Here is a 22,415-nt window from a genome sequence, read left to right as displayed (position 1 = left end):
GCGGTCTCAGCCGACCGAGGCCGGGAAGCCGTGCTCGGCCTGGAGCCGGAGCATGGCGTGCTCCACCACCGTGACCAGCACCTGCTTGACCGACTCCCGCCGGCGGGCGTCGCACATCACCAGCGGCACGTCCGGCGAGATGGCCAGCGCCTCCCGGATCTCCTCCAGCTCGTAGTGCGGCGCGTCGTCGAAGCGGTTCAGCGCCACCACGTACGGCAGCTTGCGGTTCTCGAAGTAGTCCAGCGGCGCGAACGCGTCGGTGATCCGGCGGGTGTCCACCAGCACCGCCGCGCCCACCGCGCCCCGGATGATCTCGTCCCACATGAACCAGAACCGGGTCTGGCCGGGGGTGCCGAAGAGGTAGAGGATCAGGTCCTCGGCCATGGTGATACGCCCGAAGTCCATGGCGACCGTGGTGGTCTCCTTGCCCGGCACCTTCGACGGATCGTCGATGCCCACCCCGGCCGCGGTCATCAGGGCCTCGGTGGTCAGCGGCTGGATCTCGGAGATCGCCCCGACCAGGGTGGTCTTGCCCACCCCGAAGCCGCCCGCGATCACGATCTTCGCGGAGATGATCTCCCGGCCGCGGTTCGCCCCGTCGGGGTCATAGTTCGCGAAGTCCACTTAGCACCCTTCCAAGCAGGTTCATGCGCGCCGCGAAGCCCGTCGCGGGAGCGGCAGTGTGTAGCGTCAGCAGGCCCTCGGCCACCATGTCGGCGACCAGCACCCGGGTGACGCCCAGCGGCATCCGGGTGTAAGCGGCGATTTCCGCCAGCGACTGTGCCCGGCCCTCACAGACCGAGGAGATGCGGTACTTGTCGTGCCCGGCGAAGCGCGCCTCGGCCGACTGCGTGGGCGTGCTGGACAGCACCGCCTCGAGCGCGATGTTCTGCAACGGCTCGGTGCGGCCCCGGGTGACCGCGTACGGTCGCACCAGCGCGCCACGCGGATCACGTCGCGGTTCCAACTCGCGATCACCTCCCCTCGTACGGAGCCGAAGCGGCTCCGGATCACCAGGTCGACCGGCCCGGTCAGGACCGGACGGCGTCCCTCGGCAACGGGACCAACGCCTGGCCGACCCGCTCCACCAGCAGTGCCATCTCGTAGCCCACCTGACCGACGTCGCAGCTGCGGGCCGCGAGCACGGCCATCGATGAGCCGTCGCTGATGGACATCAGGAACAGGTATCCGCTGTCCATCTCGATCACGGTCTGCAACACCCCGCCGGCGCTGAACATCCGCGCCGCGCCCTCGGTCAGGCTCACCACGCCGGAGGTGATCGCGGCCAGCTGGTCGGCCCGGTCCCCGGGGAGGTCCCGGGAGGAGGCGAGCAGCAACCCGTCCGCGGACACCGCCACCACGTGGGCGATGCCGGCCACGCTGTCGGCGAAGTTGGTGAGCAGCCAACCCATGTCCTGCATGGCAGCCGGCCTGTTCATCGGTTCGTCTCCTTGGTCGAGGTGCTGTTCGGGTCGGCGCCGGCCGTACGGCCCCGCTGGACGCCGCGGTGGTACGCGGAGAGCAGCCCCCGCACTTCGTCCGGGGTACGTCGGCTGCGGTCCCGCCCGCTCTTCGGTTCGATCCCACCGGGCACGAGCTGGGCCTGCGGCACACGCTTGGGCAGGCCGGAGCGGGTGGTGCCGCCGGTGGTGGGCTCCGCGGCCCGGCTGGCCCGGGTCCACCCCTCGTCGGCCGCCGTCCGCCAGGCCTCCGGGTCGACGGGCGAGGCGGGCGCGGGGGCCGGCGACACCGGGTTCGCCGGCGGCGGGGCCGCCGCGGCGGGCCGGGTGGGCGGCACCGCCGGCGGGCTGTACGGCGGCGGCGTGGTGATCCCGGACGCCTGGGCGCCGGGGGTGCGGGTGGGCAGCGGCGGCCGGGCTGCGGCGGCCGGCTGCATCGATGCGGCCTGCTCCGGCACGGCGGGCGGCACCGGTGCGGGTGACGGCGCCGCCGGCTGCGTCGGTGCGGGCGGCTCGTCGAACCGGGGCCGGGTGAAGATGGTGGTCTCGTCCTCTCCGTGCGAGCGGAACCAGACCGCCTCCATCTCCCGGAATATCGGCGCCTCGGCCGGCTTGTCCGGCCGGGCCACCACCGGTGCGGCCGGGGTGGGCTCCGCCGGCGGCGGCACGGCCGGCGGCTGGTAGGCCGGCGGCGCCGCGGTGGCGGCCGTGTCGCTGCTCGGCGTCCGCTGCGGCAGCGGGTCCAGCGCGGGGTACGCGACCGTCGGCCCACCCGCCGACCAGCCGGCGCCGGACACCGACGTGGGCGCGGTCGTCGGCGCGGCGGCGACCGGGCTGGAGACGGTGGGCATCGCGCCGGTCGCCCCGCCGAGCTGCACGACCGGCGCGGCGGTGTCCCGCGCCTCGGCCGGGGCCTGCCAGCGGGCGGGCGGCGGGGTGGTCGCCCCGCGCCACTGGTCGGCGAGGGTCGCGGTGGCGCCCCGGCCGGCGCCGGCCAGCGCGTCGGCGGCGCCGACCTGGCTCAGCGGCGACTGCTCCACGGCGAGCGGCTGACGCGGCCGGGTCAGCGGGGCCTGGCCCCGGTTGACCGGCAGCACCACGGTGGGGTTCGGCAGCGTCACCTGGGCGACCGTGCCGCCCTCGACGTTGCGGCGCAGCTCGACCCGGATCCCGTAGCGGGAGGCGAGCCGGCTGACCACGGCCAGACCCATCAGCCGGAACGCGGCCACGTCGACGGTCGGCGGCGCGGCCAGGCGTCGGTTGAGCGAGTCGAGCTGCTCGTCGCTGAGGCCGAGACCCCGGTCCTCGATCTGGATCAGCACGTAGTCGCGGATCCGGCGACCGTCGGCCACCACCGAGGTGTTCGGCGGCGAGAACCGGGTGGCGTTGTCGAGCAGTTCGGCCACCAGACGGACCACGTCGTTGACGGCGTGCGCGGCGACCGAGATGTCGGTGTCGACGGTGCCGAACTCGATCCGGTTGTAGAGCTCCACCTCGGACTGGGCGGCACGCAGCACGTCGACCAGGAGCGCGTCGTCCCGGCGCGGCACCGCCGAGTCGGCCCCGGCCAGGACCAGCAGGTTCTCGTCGTTGCGGCGCATCCGGGTGGCCAGGTGGTCCAGCTCGAAGAGCTGGGCCAGCCGCTTCGGGTCCTCCTCGCCGCGCTCGATCGCGTCCAGCTCGCCGATCATCCGGTCGACCAGGCTCTGCGAGCGGCGGGCCAGGTTGAGGAACATCGCCGAGACGCTGGTGCGCAGCGCGGCCTGCTCGGCCGCGACCCGGACCGCCTCGCGGTGGACCACGTTGAAGGCCACCGCCACCTGGCCGACCTCGTCCCGGTTGGACAGCTTGATCGGGTCCCGGACCTGCTGGACGATCTCGTCCACGCCGCCGTCGCCGATGGCGTTGACGTTCTGCAGCCGGCTCACCGCGTCCGGCAGGTCGTGGTTGGCCACCGAGAGCGCGCCCTCACGCAGCCGGCGCAGCGAGTCGTTGAGCGAGCGGGCGAGCACCACCGCGAGCGTGACGGCGACGGCCAGGGTGAGCAGCACGAGCAGGCTCTCCACGAAGGCCTGCCGGATCACGTCCGCGCGCACCGCGTCGGCGTCGGCCAGCAGCTCGTCCAGGAGCTGGATCTCCGCCCACCGCATCAGGTCGTCGACCGCGCCGATGGCGGCGGACGCCTCGTCCCGGGTGACCTGCGTGGGCTTGCCGACCGACCGGGACAGGTCGTTGGCGACCCGGTCGGCGAGCTGGACCGCGTCGCCGGAGACGGTGCGGTCCACCAGGCCCCGCTGCTCCGGCGCGGCGGCCCGGGAGAAGGCGAGCAGCGCCTCCTGCTGGCCGGTCAGGGTGGCGACGAAGGAGGAGAACTGCTCCTCGTCGATCCGGCCGCCGGCGGCGAGCGCGGTGAACGCGACCGCCTGCTCCTCCGCCACCTCGGCCTTGGCGTGGGCGAACGCGGCCACCGCCCGGCGGGCGTCGGCGAGGCTCTCCGCGCCGGGCTGCTGGGCCAGCGCGTCGCCGTACGAGACCAGGTCGTCGAGGACGATCCCGTAGCGCAGGCTCGCCTCGGCCACCGGCATCTGCAGGCGGTCGAGCACCTCCTGGCGGGTGCCGTTGAGCGTGGCCAGGTGGTCGTCGATCACCTTCAGCCGGTCCCGGATCGCGGCCGACACGTCGCCGAGCTTGTCGCGCTCCTCGCGATACGCCGCGATCCGCTCGTCCGTGCGGCGCACCCGCAGGTTGTAGTCGTCGGGCTTCTGCTCCGGATCGGCCAGGAAGGCCGCCGCCGCCATCCGCTCCTTGTGCAGGTCCTGGGTGAGCGCCGAGACGTCGACCGAGACCGCGGTGAGCGCGCGGACCTGGTCCGCCTCGTACGCGCCCTGGCCCACGGAAATGAGTCGGATAGTTGCCAGTGCGATGACAGCGGCGACCGGAACTACCAGGATGAGGGCGAGTTTGGAGCGGATCCGCGCGTCCCGCAGCCTGGGCAGGCGCCGTCGCCGGTTCCGCTGTTCGGCGTTGGGGCTCCCGGGCAGGGTCGTAGGTCCGGTGCTCACGACATCGCCTCCGTCGTTTCTTCCACGCGCGACCCGCTGACCCGTGCCTGGTGCAGCGGCCAGCGCCACGCGCGGCACGGCCGCGATTTCATCAGACGAGATCCTGTTTGGGAAGCCGCAGTGAGGCAGGAAACGGTCGGGGTCGACTCAACCCGAGATCCGATCACCTAATACCTTCTTTTCTCCAACCCCCTGAACAGGGGATGTCACTCCAGAGTGGTCACGCGCATCTGGGCAGTAATTGTCGGTTAACGTTTCGTGTCCCCAGCATGTGGGATGAGCGTCCCGAAACGGCTTCCGGCAGCCGCGCTTGACCACAGGGCCCGGCATTGGCAAGGTTTTGCAGGCTTCGCGCACACCGTACGGCACACCAATCCCGTTCCTCCACTGAGGACGGACGAGCGGCGGTGATCGGGCGTCGACCCGCGCCGCACCTGGAGGACTGAGTTGAGCCCCATCCGCTCCGCGCGCATCGCGGTGCTCGCATCGGCCGTGCTGGCCACCACGCTCACCGGCTGTGGGATCGGCGGGGAACCGCAGGACACCAGCCCGATCGTGATCGCCGCCGACCTCGAACTCTCCGGCGCTTCCGCGCCGATCGGCAAGGTCTACCAAAGGGCGCTGGAACTGAAGGTCGACCAGTTGAACGCCTCGGGCGCGCTGGGTGGCCGGCAGATCAAGCTGAGGGTGAAGGACAACCGCTCGGACGCGGCCGAGTCCTTGCGGAACATCAACGATTTCAGCGGTGACGCACAGGTGAGCGCCGTCATCATGGGCAGTTGCAACGAATGCGCCGTCGGCGCCGCCCGCACGATCGGCGACAAGCGCATTCCCACCATCGCGCTCGCCTCCGCCGGCGCGGTCACCGAGCCGGTCGGCCAGCGCCGATACGTCTTCAAGCTCGCGCCGAATGCGGCCGACAGCGCGGCGGTGCTCACCACCGAGCTGAGCCGGCGTCAGATCCGCAAGGTGGCCGTGCTGCACAGCGCCGACGGCTACGGCCAGGAGGGGCTGACCGCGCTGAAGCGCGAGTTCGACAAGACCACGGTGCGGCTCGTCGGCGCCGAGTCGGTGCGCACCACCGACACCGAGGTGAGCACCCAGATCAGCGACCTGATCGCCAAGAAGCCGCAGGCCCTGGTCCTCTGGACCACGCCGGAGCAGGCGACGCTGGCCGCCACCACCGCGCGGCAGAGCAAGTTCGGCGGCTCGTTCTTCTTCGACGCCTCGGCCGCCGGTGACCTGTTCCTCGGCCCGTCGGCCCGCTCCACCGAGCAGGCCACGCTCATCTTCACCCAGACGATGGTGATCGACGACGTCATCGCCACCACCCCGGCCAAGGCCGCCCGCCGGCAGTGGTTCCAGGACTACACCGCCCGGTTCGGCGGCTACAACGGCTTCTCCTCGTTCGCCGCGGACGCGGTGCAGCTCATCGCCGATGCCGAGCAGCGCGCCGGCGGGAAGCCGGGCGAGGTGAACCGGGACGCGCTGCGCGACGTCCTGGAGACCTCGCAGCTCGACGGCCTCTCCGGGCCGATCCGGATGACCCCGGACAACCACTCCGGGCTGATGCCGCAGGCGTTGACGACGCTTGTCGCTCGTGGTGGTCGCTGGCGGCTCGCCGGCTGAGTTCTCCGTCGCGGTGGGGGTGTGGCCCCACCGCGACCGGCTCCGGGCGGTCAGGCTTGATCCCTACGCCGGTTGCGGTGGGGCCACACCTGTCGTGGTCGGCCGCCGACCGTGGGTTGTGCTCGATCTGTCGGTGCCCTCGGTCGACGTCGGGTTCTCGGTCGACGGGGCGGGTTCCCGGTCGGCGGGGTGGGGTCGGGCCGGCCTTGGTCGACGGTGGGTCCTTCCGGGGGTCAGCGGGCGGAGGTGGTGGCCCGGACCCAGGGCAGGGCGAGGCGCTCGATCAGGCTCAGCACCGCGTAGAGCACGATGCTCATCAGCGCCACCAGCACGATGGCCGCCCAGGCGGTCGCGGTGTCGCCGACGCCGTTGTACTGCAGGATCTGGTAGCCCAGGCCGGGCCGGTCCGAGTAGAACTCCCCGATCACCGCGCCGATCGCGGCCAGCGGCATGGCCACCTTGAGGCCGACGAAGATCTGCGGCAGGGCGGCCGGGAAACGGACCTTGCGGAACGACTGCCACCAGGACGCGTTGAGCGACCGGCCCAGCTCCGCCAGGTCGGCCGGGGTGGTGGTCAACCCGGTGGCGGTGGAGAGCACGATCGGGAAGAAGCAGAGCAGGAACACCATCGTCAGGATGGGCTTCTGCCCGAAGCCCACCGCCACCACGAGCAGCGGCCCGAAGGCGATCTTCGGGACCGCGTTCACCGCCACCAGCAGCGGCGCGAACATCCGCTCCACCCGGCGGGACGCGGCCAGCGCCATCCCGATCAGCACGCCGACGGCCGCCGAGAGCAGGAAGCCGGCGAGGGTCATCCAGGTGGTGATGCCCAGCGCCGGCAGCAGCACGTCGGTGGTGGCGGCCAGCGAGCGGGCCACGTCCTGCGGCGGCGGCAACGCCACCGGGTGCACCAGGTGCAGCCCCGAGGTGACCAGCCACCAGGCGGCCACCGCGATGACCAGCCCCAGCGCCGGCAACCCGACCGCCGCCGGGCGTACCGCCGGGCCGCGGCGGGGCCGCGCGGTCGGGGCCGGCTCCTCCGGCGCCCCCGGCCGGGCCTCGGTCAACTGCGTCAACGTGTCCTCCTCTCTCGGCCGGTCGGGACGACCGGCACGCGAAGGGGGTGCGCCCCACCGGGTGTTCCGGCGGGGCGCACCCCCGTGACCCGAGCCGACCGGTCAGGCCTTCGGCGCGAGGTTGAAGTCGATGATCTGGTCCGGGGTGAGGTTCTGCTTGAGCGCGCCCGCGCCCTGCAGCAGCGCGATGCTCTTGGCCACCCGGCCACTGTCCAGCGTGCCGATCGCGGTGCCGGAGTTGCTCGACCGTACGTACGCGGCCATCAGCTGCAGCTCCGCGGCGGACGCGGCCGGGTTCGCGGCCGGCACGTTCTTCTTCAGGATCTCGCCCGCCTCCTCCGGGTGCTCCAGGGAGTACTCCAGGCCCTTGAGCAGAGCGGCCGTGAACTTCTTGACCATCTCCGGCTTCTCCTTGGCGATCTTCGTGGAGGTGATCAGCGCGTTGCCGTAGAGGTCCTGCATCACGTTGCTGTAGGGCAGCACGACCGGCTTCTTCTTGGCCACCGCCTCGACCGTCGGCTGGCCGACGACGAACTGGCCGATGCCGTCCACCGAACCCGAGCCGAGCATGCCGATCAGGCCCTGCGCCTCACCGTTGACCCAGGTCACCTTGCTGCCGTCGATGCCGGCCAGCCGGGCGTACGTCGGGAAGAGGTTGCGCACGACGGACGTCGGGGTGTCGGCGAGCTTCTTGCCCTCGAGGTCCTTCGGGGTGGCGATGTTCTTGCCCTCGACCGTGACGATGGCCGCCATGGTGCGCTGCTGGATCGCGGCCACCGCGACGAAGTCCTTGGCCTGGCCGTTGCCCATCTGGAGGATGCCACCGGTCAGGTCGATCGGGCCGAAGTCGGCCTGGCCGCCGGTGACGGTCTGGATGACGGAACCGGTGCCCTGGCCGGGCTTGATGTCGACGTCGAAGCCGGCCTCCTTGAAGAAGCCCTTGTCCTTCGCCACCCAGGCGTAGGAGTCACGGCCGAAGTTGCCGAACGAGGTGAGGTAGGTCACCTTCTCCAGCGCCGCGCCGTTGCCGCCGCCGCCCTCGGACTTGTCCGAGTCGCTGCTGCAGCCGCCGACGAGGGCGAGGGCGGTCGCCAGCGCCGCGGCGGCGACCGTACGGGTCAACCTTCTCATCAGTGCACCATGTCCTTTCCGACCAGGACTTCTTCGCCGGTCGGGTCGTGGGTCCGACGGGGTCGGCAGGAGGGGCAGCCGACTGGACCGTCGTGAGGGGACTCTTCGCGCGCAACAGCGTACGAGAAGGCTGATGACGCGCCGCAACCGTCCGGGTTGCGGAAAGGAAACGAAGTTGCGTGACGGAAAGCGGACTGACGTCCACCCCGGACGGTGCTATAAGCACGATCCCCGCTACGCTAGCCCGGCTCACGTTCGCGACGACGGTGGAAGGGAGCCGGCGGGAGATGATTCGACTGTCCGGGGTGTCCCGCACCTTCGACGGCCGTTCGGGGCGGGTGGAGGCACTGCGCGGCATCGACCTCGACGTCGCCGAGGGTGAGTTCGTCGCCGTCCTGGGCCGGTCCGGCTGCGGCAAGTCCACGCTGCTGCGCATGATCGCCGGCCTGCTGCCGGTCACCGCCGGCGAGATCACCGTCGCCGGCACGCCGATCACGAAGCCGCGGCGGGACGTGGCCATGCTGTTCCAGCGGCCGGCCCTGCTGCCCTGGCGCACGGTGCTCGACAACGTCCTGCTGCCGGTGGAGATCTTCGGCTGGAGCCGGGCCAAGCACCGCGACCGGGCCCGCGAGCTGCTGGAGATGGCCGGGCTGGGCGGCTTCGAGAAGCGCCTGCCGCACGAGCTCTCCGGCGGCATGCAGCAACGCGTCTCGCTCTGCCGGTCGCTGATCGGTTCGCCTCGGGTGATGCTGATGGACGAGCCGTTCTCCGCGCTCGACGCGCTGACCCGGGAGGAGCTCTCCGGCGAGCTGCAGCGGGTGCACATGGACACGAAGGCCACCATCGTCTTCGTCACCCACTCGATCGACGAGGCGGTGCTGCTGGCCGACCGCGTGGTCGTGCTCAGCCCCCGCCCCGGCCGGATCCGCGAGGTGGTCGAGGTGGCCGTGCCCCGGCCCCGCACCCTGGGCCGGCACGCGCACCTGGCCGACGTCGCGCGGATCAGCGCCGAGCTGCACGAACTGCTGATGGAGCGGGACGCCCCGGGCGTACCCGCGTCGGCCGGCCCGGCGGACCCGCCGGCCGCGTCGACCGAGACGCCGCCGCGGGCCGCGGCGGCGGGAGGACGGTGACCATGCGGGTCTCGGTCTTCACCGAACCCCACCGCGGAGCGGACTACGACGACCAGCTCCGGTTCGCCCGGCTCGTCGAGGAGACCGGCTTCGAGGGCTTCTTCCGGGCCGACCACTACCGGGCCATGGGAGACGAGCCGGCGCTGCCCGGCCCCACCGACGCCTGGCTCACGCTCGCCGCGCTGGCCCGGGAGACCTCCCGGATCCGACTCGGCACGCTGGTCACCTCGGCGACCTTCCGCCTGCCCGGACCGCTGGCCGTCATGGTCGCCCAGGTCGACCGGATGAGCGGCGGCCGGGTCGAGCTGGGCATCGGCGCCGGCTGGTTCGAGCGCGAGCACACCGCCTACGGCATCCCGTTCCCGCCGGTCAACGAGCGGTTCGACCGCCTGGCCGAGCAGTTGGAGATCGTCACCGGGCTGTGGCGCACCCCGCTCGGCGAGACGTACAGCTTCACCGGCGAGCACTACCGCCTGACCGACGCGCCCGCGCTGCCCAAGCCGGTGCAGCAGCCCGGCCCGCCGGTGATCGTGGGCGGCCGCGGCCCGAAGCGCACCCCCGAGCTGGCCGCCCGGTACGCCGACGAGTTCAACATGCCGTTCAAGAGCGTCGCCGAGACGGCCGCCGCGTACGAGCGGGTCCGCGAGGCGTGCGACCGCACCGGCCGCGACGCCTCCGGCCGCGCGCCCCTGACGCTCTCCGCCGGCGTCGTGGTGGCGATCGGACGCACCGACGCCGAGGCACGGCGCCGGGCCGCGCCGCTGCACGTCACCAGCGCGCTCCCGCCGGAGGACCCGGTGGTCGGCTCCCCGGCCCAGCTCGTCGACCGGCTCGGCGAGTTCGCCGCGGTCGGGACCACCCGGGTCCACCTGCGGCTGATCGACTTCGACGACCTCGACCACGTGGAGCTGATCGCTGCCGAGGTGCTCCCCCAACTGGACGGACCACGATGACCGACCTCTCCGCCGAACCCGAACTCGGCCCGGTGGGCCAGGAGATCGTCTTCGAGAACGACCGGGTACGCGTCTGGCACATCCGGCTGGAGCCGGGCGAGCGGCAGCCGCTGCACCGGCACGACCACCCGTACCTGGTGGTGGCGGTCCAGGGAGCGAAGAACGTGGTGCAGACGATCGACGGCGTCACGATCGACGCCGACGAGCCCACCGGCGGGGTGGTCTACCGCGACCCGGGCGCGGTGCACATGCTGACCAACGTCGGTGACACCACCTACCTCGCCCGTCTGGTCGAGTTGACGTAGCCACGCCGACGGGGTTCGCCGCGCCGCGCGGCGGCAAGGTGGCGATCGGCGGCACCGGGCCGTAACGTGCCCGACATGGCCTTTCGGACGTGGGGCAGGCTGCTGCTCACGGCGCTCGGGGTGAGTGTGCTGGCCGGTGCCGGCCAGCTCGGCATCGCGTACGGCTTCGGCGTCGTCCGACTCGACGGCGCGTTCGTCGACGCCTCGGTCAACCGGTGGCCCGCCCAGCTCGCCTGGGTCGGCTGGTTCGCCGCGGTCGCCACGGTCGCCGGGGCCGTCCTCACCGAGCGCTTCGCCCGCCGGGACGAGGTCCCCGCCGGCACCACCGAGCTGCTCTCCGTCGCCGGCGTCAGCGCGCTGGGCGCGATCGTGGTCGCCCCGCTCTGCATGCAGCCGGCCCGCGCCGCCGAACTGGGCGGCTCGGTCGACCCGGTGTGGGCCGCCGGCATATGCGCCGCCCTCGGCGCGGTGGTGGGCGCGGGCGCGGCCATCGCCGTGCTGCTCAAGCCGCCGTTCGGCTGGGGCGTCGCGGGCACCGCCGGGATCGTCTGGCTGCTCGCCCTGCTCTCCGTCGCGCCGACGATCGTCGCCAACCGCCCGCTGGCCACCGTACGGCTGGGGGTCCTCGAACCGTCCTGGCTGGACCCGGCCGCGGCGCAGCGGCTGGCCATGCTGCTGCTGCCGGTGCTGGCCCTGCTCGCGGGCGGCGCGGTCGGCGTGCTGGCCCGGCGGGCCGGGCACCCGCCGCTGGTCGGCGGTGCGGCCGGGGCGGCCGGCCCGGTGCTGGTCGCCTTCGCCTACCTGACCGCCGGCCCCGGGACCGCGACCGACCGCTACCAGCTCGCGCCCTACTACGGCGCGCTGATCGCGGTCGTCGCCGGAGCGCTCGGCTCGACCGCCACCACCGTGCTCCCCCGGCCGATCGGCGCGGCCGGCGACGCCGTGGAACCGACCGACATCCTGGCGCCGCTGCCGCCCACGACCACTGGCGCCGCTTCGGCCACCGGCACCACCGTCGCGGCCACCGGCGCGGCGGCGTCCCCGGCCGCGCCCGGCGGGCCCGCACCCGCGCACTGGGACTGGCCAGAGACCGGCGGCTCCGCCGGCGCGTCCCCCGGCCCTCGGCACGTCGCCCCGGAGCAGCCGGCCGTTCCGGGGCCACCCACCGGGTCGGGCCAGCCGGACGACGAGGACCACGCCCGCACCCGCCCGGTGTCCGGCCTGTTGTCCCCGGGCCGGCGGACCTCGGCCATCGACGTGCTGGCCGCCGGCCGGCCCGGGCCGCAGCCGTCGGCCGGGCCGGACCCGACCGACACCCCACCGCGTCCCCGAACCGATGCCGCCGCCGCGCCGATGACCGCCACCGCGCCGGCCCCGGTCACTGAGCCGGCCCCGGCGGTCGCGGAGACCGCGACCGGCGGCAGCCCGGCCGCCGACGCGCCGACGGCCACCGGCGGGGCGACCGCCTCGACCAGCGGGGCCGTCGAGCCGGAACCGGAGCCGCGGACCGACCCGGCGGCGTCCGCCCCCCGCCCGGCCGAGACGCCCCCCGCCCCGGCACGCGCCGCGCGGGCACGACGCGGCCGGGCGGCCGAGCGGTCCACCGACGACCGGACGCCGACCGGAGACACCCCCGCCGCCGAGAGCGGTACGCCCGAGCCGGTCACGGCACCCGACGCGACGCGGAGCCCGACGCGCGACGCCGCCGTACCGGCGGTGGACGCCGCCGTTCCGGGTGACGAGGGCACCGGCCGGCCCACCCGGTCGCGCCGCACGCGCGCCTCCCGGACCAGCCGGAGCGACGCCGCGCCGGTGTCCGCCACCACGCCACCGGCCGGGGACGGCCCGCCGGCGGGCCCGATCGCCGCGGCCACCGCCTCCGCCCCGCGCGACACCGCCGACCCGACACCGCCCGACCCGACACCGCCCGACCCGGCGCCGCCCGGCCCGACACCGACCGGCCCGACACCGACCGACCCGGCGCCGGCCGCCACGGGAACGCCGGCCGCCACGGAGAAGCCGGGCGGCGCGGACATGCCGATCGTCCCGCCGGCCGTCGAGTCACCGGTCGAGCCGAAGCTGGCCCGCGCCCGGAGCTTCTTCTTCGACGACGCCGAGCCGGCCGGCCCGCCCGCCGCGCCCCCGTCGCCCCGGCCCCGGTTCCCCATCTTCGAGGACGTCGCCGAACGGCCGGGCGAGGTGCGACCGGCCTGGCCGATCGCCAGCCGGCCGACGCGTCCGGACAGCGCGAGCGGGCCGGGCGGGCCGGCCACCGGCCGGGACGGCGACGACCGGGCCGCCCGCGCCGAGCCGGCCCCCCGCCCCCGGCACCAGGGACTGCCCGAGCCGGGCCGGAGCACCGGTTGGGACGCGCTGGCCACCAACGCCCGGCCCGCCGGCCCGACCGTCCCGGAGCCGCCCCGGACCGCCGCCGACACGACCGTGCCGGCGCAGCCCGGTCCCGTTCCGGACGGCGCCGAGCCGGACCCGACCGGGGAGCGGGGGCGGCACGCCGACCCGGAGGACGCCGACGCAGTCGGCGGGAAGACCAGGGCCCGGCGGGGCTTGTTCCGGCGCAACCGGGCCAAGGGCGAGCCCGATCCGGCAGACCGTACGGCCGAGCCGGACGCCACGACCGACGACGAGTACGTCGACTGGGTCGCCGGTCTCGCCTCGGACGACAACGCCGACGACGCCCGCTCGCTGCGGACCGGCCGGCACCACCGCGACTGAGCCCTCCGGGGCCGGGGAGAGCCCCGGCCCCGGAAACGCTCAGGCCAGCGGCAGGTAGACCCGGGAACCGGAGGCGACGAACTCCTCGGACTTGCCGCGCATGCCGCGCGCCGCGTAGTCCTTCAACTCCTGGGTGATCTTCATGGAGCAGAACTTCGGCCCGCACATCGAGCAGAAGTGCGCGGTCTTCGCCGGCTCCGCCGGCAGCGTCGCGTCGTGGTAGGCCCGCGCGGTCTCCGGGTCGAGCGCCAGGTTGAACTGGTCCTCCCAGCGGAACTCGAACCGGGCCTTGGACAGCGCGTCGTCCCACGCCTGCGCGCCGGGGTGCCCCTTGGCCAGGTCGGCCGCGTGCGCCGCGATCTTGTAGGCGATCACGCCCGCCTTCACGTCGTCCCGGTCCGGCAGCCCGAGGTGCTCCTTCGGCGTGACGTAGCAGAGCATCGCGGTGCCGAACATGCCGATCATCGCCGCGCCGATCGCGGAGGTGATGTGGTCGTACGCGGGCGCGACGTCGGTGGTCAGCGGACCGAGCGTGTAGAACGGCGCCTCGTGGCACCACTCCTGCTGGAGGTCGACGTTCTCCTTGATCTTGTGCATCGGCACGTGCCCCGGGCCCTCGATCATCACCTGGACGTCGTGCTCCCAGGCGACCTTCGTCAGCTCGCCGAGCGTGCGCAGCTCGGCGAACTGCGCCTCGTCGTTGGCGTCCGCGATGGACCCGGGGCGCAGGCCGTCGCCGAGGGAGAACGTCACGTCGTAGCGGGCCAGGATCGCGCACAGCTCGGCGAAGTTCGTGTAGAGGAAGTTCTCCTCGTGGTGCGCCAGGCACCAGGCGGCCATGATCGAGCCGCCCCGGGAGACGATGCCGGTCACCCGGTCCACGGCGAGCGGCACGTACGGCAGCAGCACCCCGGCGTGCACCGTCATGTAGTCGACGCCCTGCTCGGCCTGCTCGACCACCGTCTCGCGGAACACCTCCCAGCTCAGCTTCACCGGGTCGCCGCCGACCTTCTCCAGCGCCTGGTAGATCGGCACGGTGCCGATCGGCACCGGGGCGTTGCGCACGATCGCCTCGCGGGTCTCATGGATCCGCTTACCGGTGGACAGGTCCATCACGGTGTCCGCGCCCCACCGGGTCGCCCAGGTGAGCTTCTCCACCTCCTCCGCCACCGACGAGGTCACCGCCGAGGTGCCGATGTTGGCGTTGACCTTGACCAGGAACGCCTTGCCGATGATCGCCGGCTCGCACTCCGGATGGTTGACGTTCAACGGCAGCACCGCCCGCCCGGCCGCGATCTCGTCCCGGACGAACTCCGGCGCCACCGACTCCCGGATCGCCACGAACTCCATCTCCGGGGTGACGATCCCGGCCCGGGCGTACGCGAGCTGCGTCGGCCGCTTCCCGTCCACCCCGGCCAGCGGGGTGCCGGCGCCCCGGACCGGCGCCACGTCGCCGCGCTCGGTGATCCACGGCCCGCGCAGCGCGGGCAGCCCGACCTCCGGGTCGGAGCCGGGGCCGGAGGTGTCGTAGAGCCGGACCGGCGGGTTGTCCCCGGTCAGCGCCACCTCGGCGAACGGCACCCGGACGTCCGGCCGGGACCCTTCCACGTACACCTTGCGACGTGCCTGCATGACAGCCTCCCTGTCGGTCAAGCGGACCAGCCGAAGTGGTCCAGCGGGCCGCGACCCGCGCCCAGCTCCCAGCTCCGCGCGCCGGTCAGCGCGCGGGTGACGTACTCCTTGGCGGCCTCCACCGCGACCGGCACCGGGTCGCCGGCGGCCAACCGGACCGCGACGGCGGCCGCGAACGAACAACCGGTGCCGTGGTTGTGCCGGGTGTCCACCCGGGGCGCGCGCAGCAGCCGCGTAGTCCCCCCGCCCGCCAGCACGTCCACCGACTCGCCGGCCGCGTCCACGTCACCGCCGGTCACCACCACGAACGCCGGTCCGCGCGCCGCCAGCGCCTCGGCCGCCGCGACCATCTCCTCGACGGTGCCCACCGGGCCTCCCGTGAGGGCCGCGGCCTCCGCGCAGTTCGGCGTCGCGACCTCGGCGTACGGGAGCAGCCGCTCGACCGCCTCCACCACGCCGAGCCGGTGCCCGCTGGTGGCGACCAGCACCGGGTCGACGACCAGGTGCGGCAGCCGCCCGGCCCGGGCCGCACCGGCCACCGCGTCGGCGACGGCCGGGGTGCCGAGCATTCCGGTCTTCACCGCGCGGACGTCGAAGTCGCCGAGCACGCTGTCCAGCTGGTCGCGCACGGTCTGCGGGGGCAGCGGCAGGACCGCGTCGACGCCCCGGGTGTTCTGCGCGGTGACGGCGGTGAGCACGCTCGTGCCGTACGCGCCGAGCGCGGCGAACGTCTTCAGGTCGGCCTGGATGCCGGCGCCGCCCCCGGAGTCGGAGCCGGCGATCGTGAGGATCGTGTCTGGCGTCACTGCTTTCCTTCTCCGGTGGTTGCGGTTGAGGGCTGCGGCCGACCGTGCCCACTCCGGGCGGTCAGGCTTGATCCCTCCGTGGTCACGGTCGGCCGCAGCCCTGTCTCGTGGGGACGTTCGCCGGGACGCGCAGGGCTGGTGACAAGGTGGGTGGCCGCCTCCTGGAAGGCTCTGCCCAGCGTGGTGGCGGTTTCTCTCGGGTCGTCGGCGCGCATGATCGCGCCCAGCACGGCTACGCCGGCGGCGCCCGCCTCGACGCATGCGGTGACCTGAGCCGGGGTTTCGATGCCGCCGAGGGCGAGCACCGGCGCAGGGCTGACCGCGATCAGCTTGCGCAACCCGTCCGGGCGCAGTGCCGGGCCGTGGCCGGGCTTTGTCCTTGTCTCGTGGACCGGGGACAGCGTCACGTAGTCCTCGGTGGTGAGCCGGGCCAGCTCGGCGGTGTCGTGGCAGGAGCGGCCGACCAGTCCGACGGCGGGCGGCGGGTACGGGCCGGCGGCGGGCAGATGCACCGCGTCCCCGTCGAGCGGGTCCGGTCCGGCGACGACGAGCGTGCCGCCTGCCTCGGCGAGGATCGCGCGCAGGTCGACGGCGAGCGCGAGGCGGTCGGCGCGGGGCAGGTCCTTCTCCCGCAGCACCACCCACCGCACTCCCCCGCCCACGGCACCCGCGACCACGTCGACGAGCGCCCCCCGAGCGACCCGCCGATCGGTCAGCACCACGACCCCGGTCGGGGCGGCGTGAATCTTGGTACGGGGCCGCCCCTCCAGGGGCGCATCCGTACCAAGATCCGCAGCGCGTACGGCGGTCACAGGTCGGGCCGTCCCTCGTCCGGCGTGGACGCCAGGGCGTGGAAGCGGCGGGCGATGCGGCCCGCGCCGTACGCCAGGCGGCCGGCCTCGACCGCGTACCGCATCGCCGTGGCCATCGCCACCGGGTCGGCGGCCCGGGTCACGGCGCTGGCCAGCAGCACCGCGTCGCAGCCCAGCTCCATCGCGAGCGCGGCGTCGGAGGCGGTGCCGATGCCCGCGTCGAGCACCACCGGAACGTCGACGGCCTGCCGGATCAGCCGGATGTGGTGCGGGTTGCCGATGCCCAGACCGGAGCCGATCGGCGACCCGGCCGGCATCACCGCCGCGCACCCCACGTCGGCCAGCCGCCGGGCCAGCACAGGATCGTCCGAGGTGTACGGCAGCACGGTGAACCCGTCCGCAACGAGTTCCTCGGCGGCGCGCAGCAGCTCCACCCCGTCGGGCAGCAGCGTGCGCTCGTCGCCGATCACCTCCAGCTTCACCCAGTCGGTGTCGAACGCCTCCCGGGCCAGGTGCGCGGTCTTCACCGCCTCGACGGCGGTCCGGCAGCCGGCCGTGTTGGGAAGCAGCCGTACGCCGCACCGCTCCACCAGGTCCAGCAGGCCGCCCGACCCGCCTGGCGTGGTGTCCACCCGGCGCAGCGCCAGTGTCACCAGCTCGGTGCCGGAGGCGCGGATCGCCTGCTCCAGCACGTGCAGGTTGGCCGCGCCGCCGGTGCCGAGGACGAGCCGGGAGCCGAACCCGACCCCGCCGATCTCCAACGTGGACATCCGCCTCACCCACCCTGGGTGGCGCTGAGGACCTCGACCCGGTCGCCGTCGCGCAGCACGCTCGACGGCCAGCCGCCGCGCGGCACCACCTCGCCGTTCACCGCGACCGCGAGGCCGCGCTCCCGGTCGGTGACGGTGCGGACCACCTCGGCGACGGTGACGCCCTCGGGCAGTGTCCGGCCGGTGCCGTTGACGATCAGTTCCACGTGCGTTCCTTCCCGAAGCGGTCCGGGGTGAAGGGGGCGAGCGCGGGATCCGGCTCGCCGGTGACGATCAGTTCGGTGACCAGGTCGGCGGTGACCGGGGTGAGCACGATGCCGTGCCGATGGTGGCCGGTCGCCACGACCACACCGGGCAGGCCGGGCAGCGGCCCGACGACCGGGGCGTTGTCCGGTGTACCGGGGCGCAGCCCGGCGACGGCCTCCACCAGCTCGTACTCGACGAGTTCCGGCACCAGCTCGGTGGCGGCGCGCAGCAGCGTCAGCACGCCTCCGGCGGTGACCTCGGTGTCCGCGCGCTCCTCGACGGTCGCGCCGACCACCACCTCGCCGCTGTCCCGGGGCACCAGGTAGACCGCCTCGCCGTCGGCGTACCCCCGGATCACGTGCCGGAAGCCCGGCGGGCCGCCGGCGGGCGCGCGGAGTCGCAGCACCTGGCCCTTGACCGGCCGGACCGGCAGGCCGGTCAGCGCCGCCGCGCCGCAGCCCGCCGCGACCACGGTGACCGGGGCGTCCACCTCGGACAGCGCGCCGACCCGCACCGGCCGCAGCGCGACGCCGGCCCGCCCGGCCGCCGCGCGCAACGCGGTGACCAGCCGGCGTGGGTCGACCTGGTGGTCGCCGGGCGCCACGGCGCCGCCGCGCACCCGGGTGGCCAGCGCCGGCTCGCGGTCGCGCAGCTCCGAGGGGCGCAGCGGCGTGATCGGCAGTGCCAGACCCTGTTGGTACGACCACAGCCGCCGCGCCTCGGCCAGGTCGTCGGCGGTGAGCCCGACGACGAGCGTGCCCTCGGTGCGATGCCCGAGGTCGACGCCGCTCGCCGCGGTCAGCTCCGCGGCGAACGCGGGCCAGCGGGCGGCGGACGCGACCAGCAGCCCGGTCAGCTCGTGCTCCCCGAAGTACGCCTCGGCGACCGGCGAGAGCATCCCGGCGGCCACCGAGGAGGCACCCGACCCGGGCCGGTCGTCGTACACCACCACGCGCAGCCCGCGCTGGGCGCACCGCCACGCGATCGCCCACCCGATCGGCCCGCCACCCACCACCGCCACGTCGGTAAGGAAGGGCCCCCTGTTAACGCCTCCGGTAGAGGAAGGGTCCCTGCTTAACACGTCAGCGCACCGAGCAGCTCGGCGGTGGCCCGGGCCGGGTCGGCCGCCCCGCTGACCGCCCCCACCACCGCCACCCCGTACGCCCCGGCGGCCCGCAGCGCCGGCACGGTGGCGGCGGTCACCCCGCCGATGGCGATCACCGGCACGTCCACCGCCCCGGCGACGGCGCGTACCCCCGCCGGGCCGATCGGCGTGGGCAGGCCGGACTTGGTGGCGGTGGCGTGGCACGGGCCGACGCCCAGGTAGCTCGCGCCGGCGGCGACGGCCGCTCGGGCGCCGTCCGGCTCACGGGCGGTGGCGCCGAGCACGGCGTCCGGGCCGAGCACCCGGCGCGCGGCGGCGACCGGCAGGTCGTCCGCCCCGACGTGGCCCCCGCCGGCGGCCACCGCCACCGCCACGTGCAACCGGTCGTTGACCAGGCACCGCGCCCCGTACGGCCGGCAGGCGTCGACCACCAGGCGGGCCAGCTCGTACGCCTCCCGGTCGGTGGCGTCGTCCTCCACCCGGACCTGCACGACGAGATCGGCACCCGCCACGGGCAGGGCGGCGCGCAGCACGGCGAGCGGGTCACGCCCCGGCCGGGTGTCGGTGATGAGATGCAGTCGTCCCAAGGACGGCACGGCAACGCTCCTCCCTGCGCCGGCATTACCCGGATCAGGTTCGACGGTCGGGGGCTCCCAGCCCCCCTCTCAGCCCGGTCCACACCGGGCTCCCGTGGGTCACTTGCGGCCTACCGTACGACGCCTCCCCGTCGGACGGAAGACCGGGTGACGTTTTTCCCAGGAACCGTCCACATGCCGTACCGGGACCACGGGTGACCGTCTCGTCACGACACGCTGCCGGGATGTCCGTTCCCGTCCGGGTCCCGCGCCGCCTGGCAATCCTGCCGTTCCGGGGCAGCCGTGCCGTCTCCGAAGGGCTGCTGACCTGGACGATGCTGCGCGGGCCGACATGGATCCGCCTGTTGCCTGACGTGTACGTGCACCGCGACGCCCACCGCGCCGACGACCACCGGATGTGGTGCGAGGCGGTGGCGTTGCGCCTGCCGCCGGGTGCCGCGCTGGCGGGACGCAGCGCCGCCTGGATGTTCGGGGTGGACCTGCTCGGCCGGGACGCGCCCGTGACGGTGCTGCTGCCGCGCCCCGCCCGGCTGCGCCCGCACCCACGCCTGTCGGTCGCCCGGTCTCCGTTGCCCGACCGGGATCGGACCCGGTTCGGCGGGCTCCCCGTCACCACCACCCTGCGCACCGCGTTCGACCTGGGTCGGCAGGGGGCACGCGTCGACGCGCTGGTCGCCCTCGACGCGCTGCTACGCCGCCGGGTGGTGACGCTGCCCGCCGTGCGCGTCTACGCCGCCGACCGACCGGGCTGGCCGGGCGCTCCGCTGCTGCGCGAGGTGTTGGCGCTGGCCGAGCCGTCGAGCGAGTCCCCGATGGAGACCCGCCTGCGGCTGCTCCTCCTCGACGCCGGCCTCGGCCCGCTCGTCGCCCAGCACGAGGTACGCGCGGGCCGGCACTTCGTGGCCCGGGTCGACCTGGCCTGGCCGGCGCTCCGCCTCGCGATCGAGTACGACGGCGACCACCACCGCGAGCGGGCTCACTTCCGCCGCGACGTGGCGCGCCTGAACGCGCTCCGCGCGGCCGGTTGGGTGGTGCTCCGGTTCACCGCCGACGACGTGTTGCGCCGTCCGGACGCCACCGTCGCCCTGGTCCGCCAGGCCCTCGCCGAACGCCTCACCACCGCACCGCCGCACTGACCCGGTGTCCCCACGCGCCGCGCCCCCAAGCGCCCACACCCGAACGCCACGCCCGACGCCCCGCCCGAACGCCTTGCCCCTCGGCCCGGCCCGACGCCCGGCGCGCCGCCCCGCTCCTCGGCCCAGCCCGACGCCCGCCTCCGCCCGACGTGCCGCCCCGCCCGTCAGCCCCGCCCCGCCCGTCGGCCCGCCCCGCCCGTCGGCCCCCGCCCCGCCCATCGGCCCGCCCCGCCCATCGGCCCCCGCCCCGCAGTAGGCGGGCCAGGTCGACGCCGTCCGGGCGGTCGTAGCGCTCCTCGGTCCTGAGACGCCACGGACGTCAGCCCCGCCCGCAGGCACCCATGACGTTCCACCCGCCGCCAGGACCGGCCGTGGGTGGAACACCATGGGTGCCTCAGCGCTCGTTTGACACCCATGACGTTCCACTCACGGTGAGCGCTGGCGCTGAGTGGAACACCATGGGTGTCTAGCCGGGGCGGCACTCGCCGGTGGATCGCCAGGGGAAACGTGGCGCGCCGAGGGTGGCTGCGGCGCAGGCCGCCACGCTGAAGGTGGCCGCCGACGGTCGCCACTCGGACGGTCAGCCCGCCCGAGGGCCGCCACGCGAAGAACGGCCACGCCGCATCGCCCCGGCGGCCCACCACGCCGAAGGGCGGCCACGCCGAAGGGCGGCCACGCCGAAGAACGGCCACGCCGCATCGCCCCGGCGGCCCACCACGCCGAAGGGCGGCCACGCCGAAGAACGGCCACGCCGCATCGCCCCGGCGGCCCACCACGCCGAAGGGCGGCCACGCCGAAGAACGGCCACGCCGCATCGCCCCGGCGGCCCACCACGCCGAAGGGCGGCCACGCCGGCGGGGATCCGTCAGAGGAGGGCGTCGAGGGCGTCCAGGTCCTCGTCGGACGGCTGCCAGGTGCCCGCCTCGGCGTTGGCGCGTACCTGCTCGGGCGTGGTGGCGCCGGCGATCACCGAGGTCACCGCGGGCCGGGCGGCCAGCCCGCCGATGGCCACCTGGAGCATGCTGATCCCGCGCTCGGCCGCGTACGCCTCGATCGCCTCGATGGTGTCCCAGCGCGCGGCGGCCAGCCGCTCGGCGTACCGGCCGCCGCCGGCCAGCCGGCTGCCCGCCGGGGGCGCCTCGTCGCGCTTGTACTTGCCGGTGAGCAGCCCGTTGGCGAGCGGGAAGAACGGCAGCATGCCGAGGCCGAACCGCTCGCAGGCGGGGATCACCTCGTCCTCCACGCCGCGTTCCAGCAGCGAGTAGTGGTTCTGCGCGGAGATGAACCGGGTGCGGCCCTGCGACGACGCGGTCCAGTCGGCGTCGGCGATCTGCCACCCGGCGAAGTTGGAGTTGCCGAGGTAGCGCACCTTGCCGGCGGTCACCAGGTCGTCCAGCGCGGCGAGCGTCTCGTCGATCGGCGTGCCCGGGTCCGGCTCGTGCATCTGGTAGAGGTCGATGTGGTCGGTGCCGAGCCGGCGCAGCGACGCCTCGACCGCGCGGGCGATGTAGCGGCGGGCGCCCCGGGCGCCGTGATCCGGCCCGTTCGCGCCGTGCATGTCCATCCCGAACTTGGTGGCGACCACCACGTCGTCGCGGCGTCCCTTGAGCGCCTGCCCGAGCAGCTCCTCGGAGCCGCCCTGCGGCTCGCCGTAGATGTCGGCGGTGTCGAAGAAGGTGATCCCGGCGTCGAGCGCGGCGTCCACCACCGCCCGGGTGCCGTCGCTGTCGAGTTTGCGGCCGAAGTTGTTGCAGCCGATGCCGACCACGGACACCACGAGTCCGGAGTCGCCCAGCCGGCGGTAGGTCATCTCACTCACGAGATCCACCC

General features: G+C 74.4%; 20 protein-coding genes and 1 riboswitch. Of the genes, 6 read left to right on the top strand and 14 right to left on the bottom strand.

Translation table 11 applies throughout. The features are described from left to right. Positions 1-6 precede the first annotated feature (6 nt). The 4 genes from CO540_RS23475 to CO540_RS23460 all read right to left on the bottom strand — a co-directional run bounded on the left by CO540_RS23475 (position 7) and on the right by CO540_RS23460 (position 4,522). Positions 7-624 (bottom strand): ATP/GTP-binding protein, encoded by a 618-nt coding sequence (locus CO540_RS23475; RefSeq protein ID WP_091570183.1) that lies wholly within the window; start codon positions 622-624, stop codon positions 7-9. Then, positions 605-967, bottom strand: coding sequence for a DUF742 domain-containing protein (locus tag CO540_RS23470; protein WP_030501578.1), 363 nt, complete (start codon positions 965-967; stop codon positions 605-607). Before CO540_RS23470 ends, CO540_RS23475 begins: the two co-directional genes overlap by 20 nt. Before the next feature lie 64 nt (positions 968-1,031). Next, positions 1,032-1,439 carry a roadblock/LC7 domain-containing protein gene (locus CO540_RS23465; RefSeq protein WP_013288588.1) on the bottom strand — a complete coding sequence of 136 codons (408 nt, stop codon included), beginning with the start codon at positions 1,437-1,439 and terminating at the stop codon, positions 1,032-1,034. Next, positions 1,436-4,522, bottom strand: a complete 3,087-nt coding sequence (locus CO540_RS23460; RefSeq protein WP_099163651.1) for a sensor histidine kinase — start codon at positions 4,520-4,522, stop codon at positions 1,436-1,438. Before CO540_RS23460 ends, CO540_RS23465 begins: the two co-directional genes overlap by 4 nt. Before the next feature lie 447 nt (positions 4,523-4,969). Here CO540_RS23460 and CO540_RS23455 point away from each other — a divergent pair, with 447 nt between their 5' ends. Then, positions 4,970-6,151 (top strand): ABC transporter substrate-binding protein, encoded by a 1,182-nt coding sequence (locus tag CO540_RS23455; protein ID WP_099163650.1) that lies wholly within the window; start codon positions 4,970-4,972, stop codon positions 6,149-6,151. Positions 6,152-6,384: 233 nt separating this feature from the next. Here CO540_RS23455 and CO540_RS23450 read toward each other — a convergent pair whose 3' ends face one another. Beyond that, positions 6,385-7,227 carry an ABC transporter permease gene (locus CO540_RS23450; RefSeq protein ID WP_091570168.1) on the bottom strand — a complete coding sequence of 281 codons (843 nt, stop codon included), beginning with the start codon at positions 7,225-7,227 and terminating at the stop codon, positions 6,385-6,387. Between the two features lie 102 nt (positions 7,228-7,329). Continuing rightward, positions 7,330-8,358: an ABC transporter substrate-binding protein gene (locus CO540_RS23445; protein ID WP_099163649.1), complete on the bottom strand. Its 1,029-nt coding sequence runs from the start codon at positions 8,356-8,358 to the stop codon at positions 7,330-7,332. Between the two features lie 287 nt (positions 8,359-8,645). Between CO540_RS23445 and CO540_RS23440 the strand changes: the two genes are divergently transcribed. From CO540_RS23440 to CO540_RS23425, 4 genes are all read left to right on the top strand, one after another. Further along, the gene (locus CO540_RS23440; RefSeq protein ID WP_253866160.1) at positions 8,646-9,491 is read left to right on the top strand and encodes an ABC transporter ATP-binding protein; all 846 of its coding nucleotides are present in this window, start codon (positions 8,646-8,648) and stop codon (positions 9,489-9,491) included. A 2-nt stretch (positions 9,492-9,493) separates the two neighbouring features. Then, positions 9,494-10,444 carry an LLM class F420-dependent oxidoreductase gene (locus CO540_RS23435; RefSeq protein ID WP_099163648.1) on the top strand — a complete coding sequence of 317 codons (951 nt, stop codon included), beginning with the start codon at positions 9,494-9,496 and terminating at the stop codon, positions 10,442-10,444. After that, complete coding sequence (locus tag CO540_RS23430; protein ID WP_091570158.1) at positions 10,441-10,749, top strand: cupin; 309 nt, start codon at positions 10,441-10,443, stop codon at positions 10,747-10,749. The genes CO540_RS23435 and CO540_RS23430 overlap by 4 nt, the downstream gene beginning before the upstream one ends. A gap of 75 nt (positions 10,750-10,824) precedes the next feature. Continuing rightward, positions 10,825-13,482, top strand: a complete 2,658-nt coding sequence (locus CO540_RS23425; RefSeq protein ID WP_099163647.1) for a hypothetical protein — start codon at positions 10,825-10,827, stop codon at positions 13,480-13,482. A 39-nt stretch (positions 13,483-13,521) separates the two neighbouring features. Here CO540_RS23425 and thiC read toward each other — a convergent pair whose 3' ends face one another. The 7 genes from thiC to thiE all read right to left on the bottom strand — a co-directional run bounded on the left by thiC (position 13,522) and on the right by thiE (position 19,449). Beyond that, entirely contained in the window at positions 13,522-15,114 is a 1,593-nt protein-coding gene (gene thiC / locus CO540_RS23420) for a phosphomethylpyrimidine synthase ThiC (RefSeq protein ID WP_099163646.1), read from the bottom strand. A gap of 17 nt (positions 15,115-15,131) precedes the next feature. Further along, entirely contained in the window at positions 15,132-15,920 is a 789-nt protein-coding gene (gene thiD, locus CO540_RS23415; RefSeq protein WP_099163645.1) for a bifunctional hydroxymethylpyrimidine kinase/phosphomethylpyrimidine kinase, read from the bottom strand. Further along, complete coding sequence (locus tag CO540_RS23410; RefSeq protein ID WP_253866769.1) at positions 15,917-16,666, bottom strand: thiamine phosphate synthase; 750 nt, start codon at positions 16,664-16,666, stop codon at positions 15,917-15,919. Before CO540_RS23410 ends, thiD begins: the two co-directional genes overlap by 4 nt. Positions 16,667-16,728: 62 nt before the next feature. Then, positions 16,729-17,502 carry a thiazole synthase gene (locus CO540_RS23405; RefSeq protein WP_099163644.1) on the bottom strand — a complete coding sequence of 258 codons (774 nt, stop codon included), beginning with the start codon at positions 17,500-17,502 and terminating at the stop codon, positions 16,729-16,731. Positions 17,503-17,507: 5 nt separating this feature from the next. Then, a complete protein-coding gene (gene thiS / locus CO540_RS23400) occupies positions 17,508-17,708 on the bottom strand; it encodes a sulfur carrier protein ThiS (RefSeq protein ID WP_099163643.1) in 201 nt (66 codons plus the stop codon). Continuing rightward, on the bottom strand, positions 17,699-18,829 hold the full coding sequence (gene thiO, locus CO540_RS23395; protein WP_172967918.1) for a glycine oxidase ThiO: 1,131 nt from the start codon (positions 18,827-18,829) through the stop codon (positions 17,699-17,701). The genes thiS and thiO overlap by 10 nt, the downstream gene beginning before the upstream one ends. After that, complete coding sequence (thiE, locus tag CO540_RS23390; protein ID WP_099163641.1) at positions 18,823-19,449, bottom strand: thiamine phosphate synthase; 627 nt, start codon at positions 19,447-19,449, stop codon at positions 18,823-18,825. Before thiE ends, thiO begins: the two co-directional genes overlap by 7 nt. Further along, positions 19,444-19,555: riboswitch (TPP riboswitch) on the bottom strand. It overlaps the preceding gene by 6 nt. Positions 19,556-19,673: 118 nt before the next feature. On the opposite strand from thiE, the gene CO540_RS23385 reads away from it, so the two are divergent. Further along, positions 19,674-20,585 (top strand): endonuclease domain-containing protein, encoded by a 912-nt coding sequence (locus tag CO540_RS23385; RefSeq protein WP_099163640.1) that lies wholly within the window; start codon positions 19,674-19,676, stop codon positions 20,583-20,585. 865 nt (positions 20,586-21,450) lie between these two features. Here the strand turns inward: CO540_RS23385 and CO540_RS23380 are convergent. Then, positions 21,451-22,413 carry an aldo/keto reductase gene (locus tag CO540_RS23380; protein WP_172967917.1) on the bottom strand — a complete coding sequence of 321 codons (963 nt, stop codon included), beginning with the start codon at positions 22,411-22,413 and terminating at the stop codon, positions 21,451-21,453. Positions 22,414-22,415 lie beyond the last annotated feature (2 nt).

Source organism: Micromonospora sp. WMMA2032, assembly GCF_002688545.1.
Taxonomy (GTDB): Bacteria; Actinomycetota; Actinomycetes; order Mycobacteriales; family Micromonosporaceae; genus Micromonospora; species Micromonospora sediminicola.
Note: the sequence above shows the minus strand (reverse complement) of the source record. Positions and strands in the feature narration are given on the sequence as shown.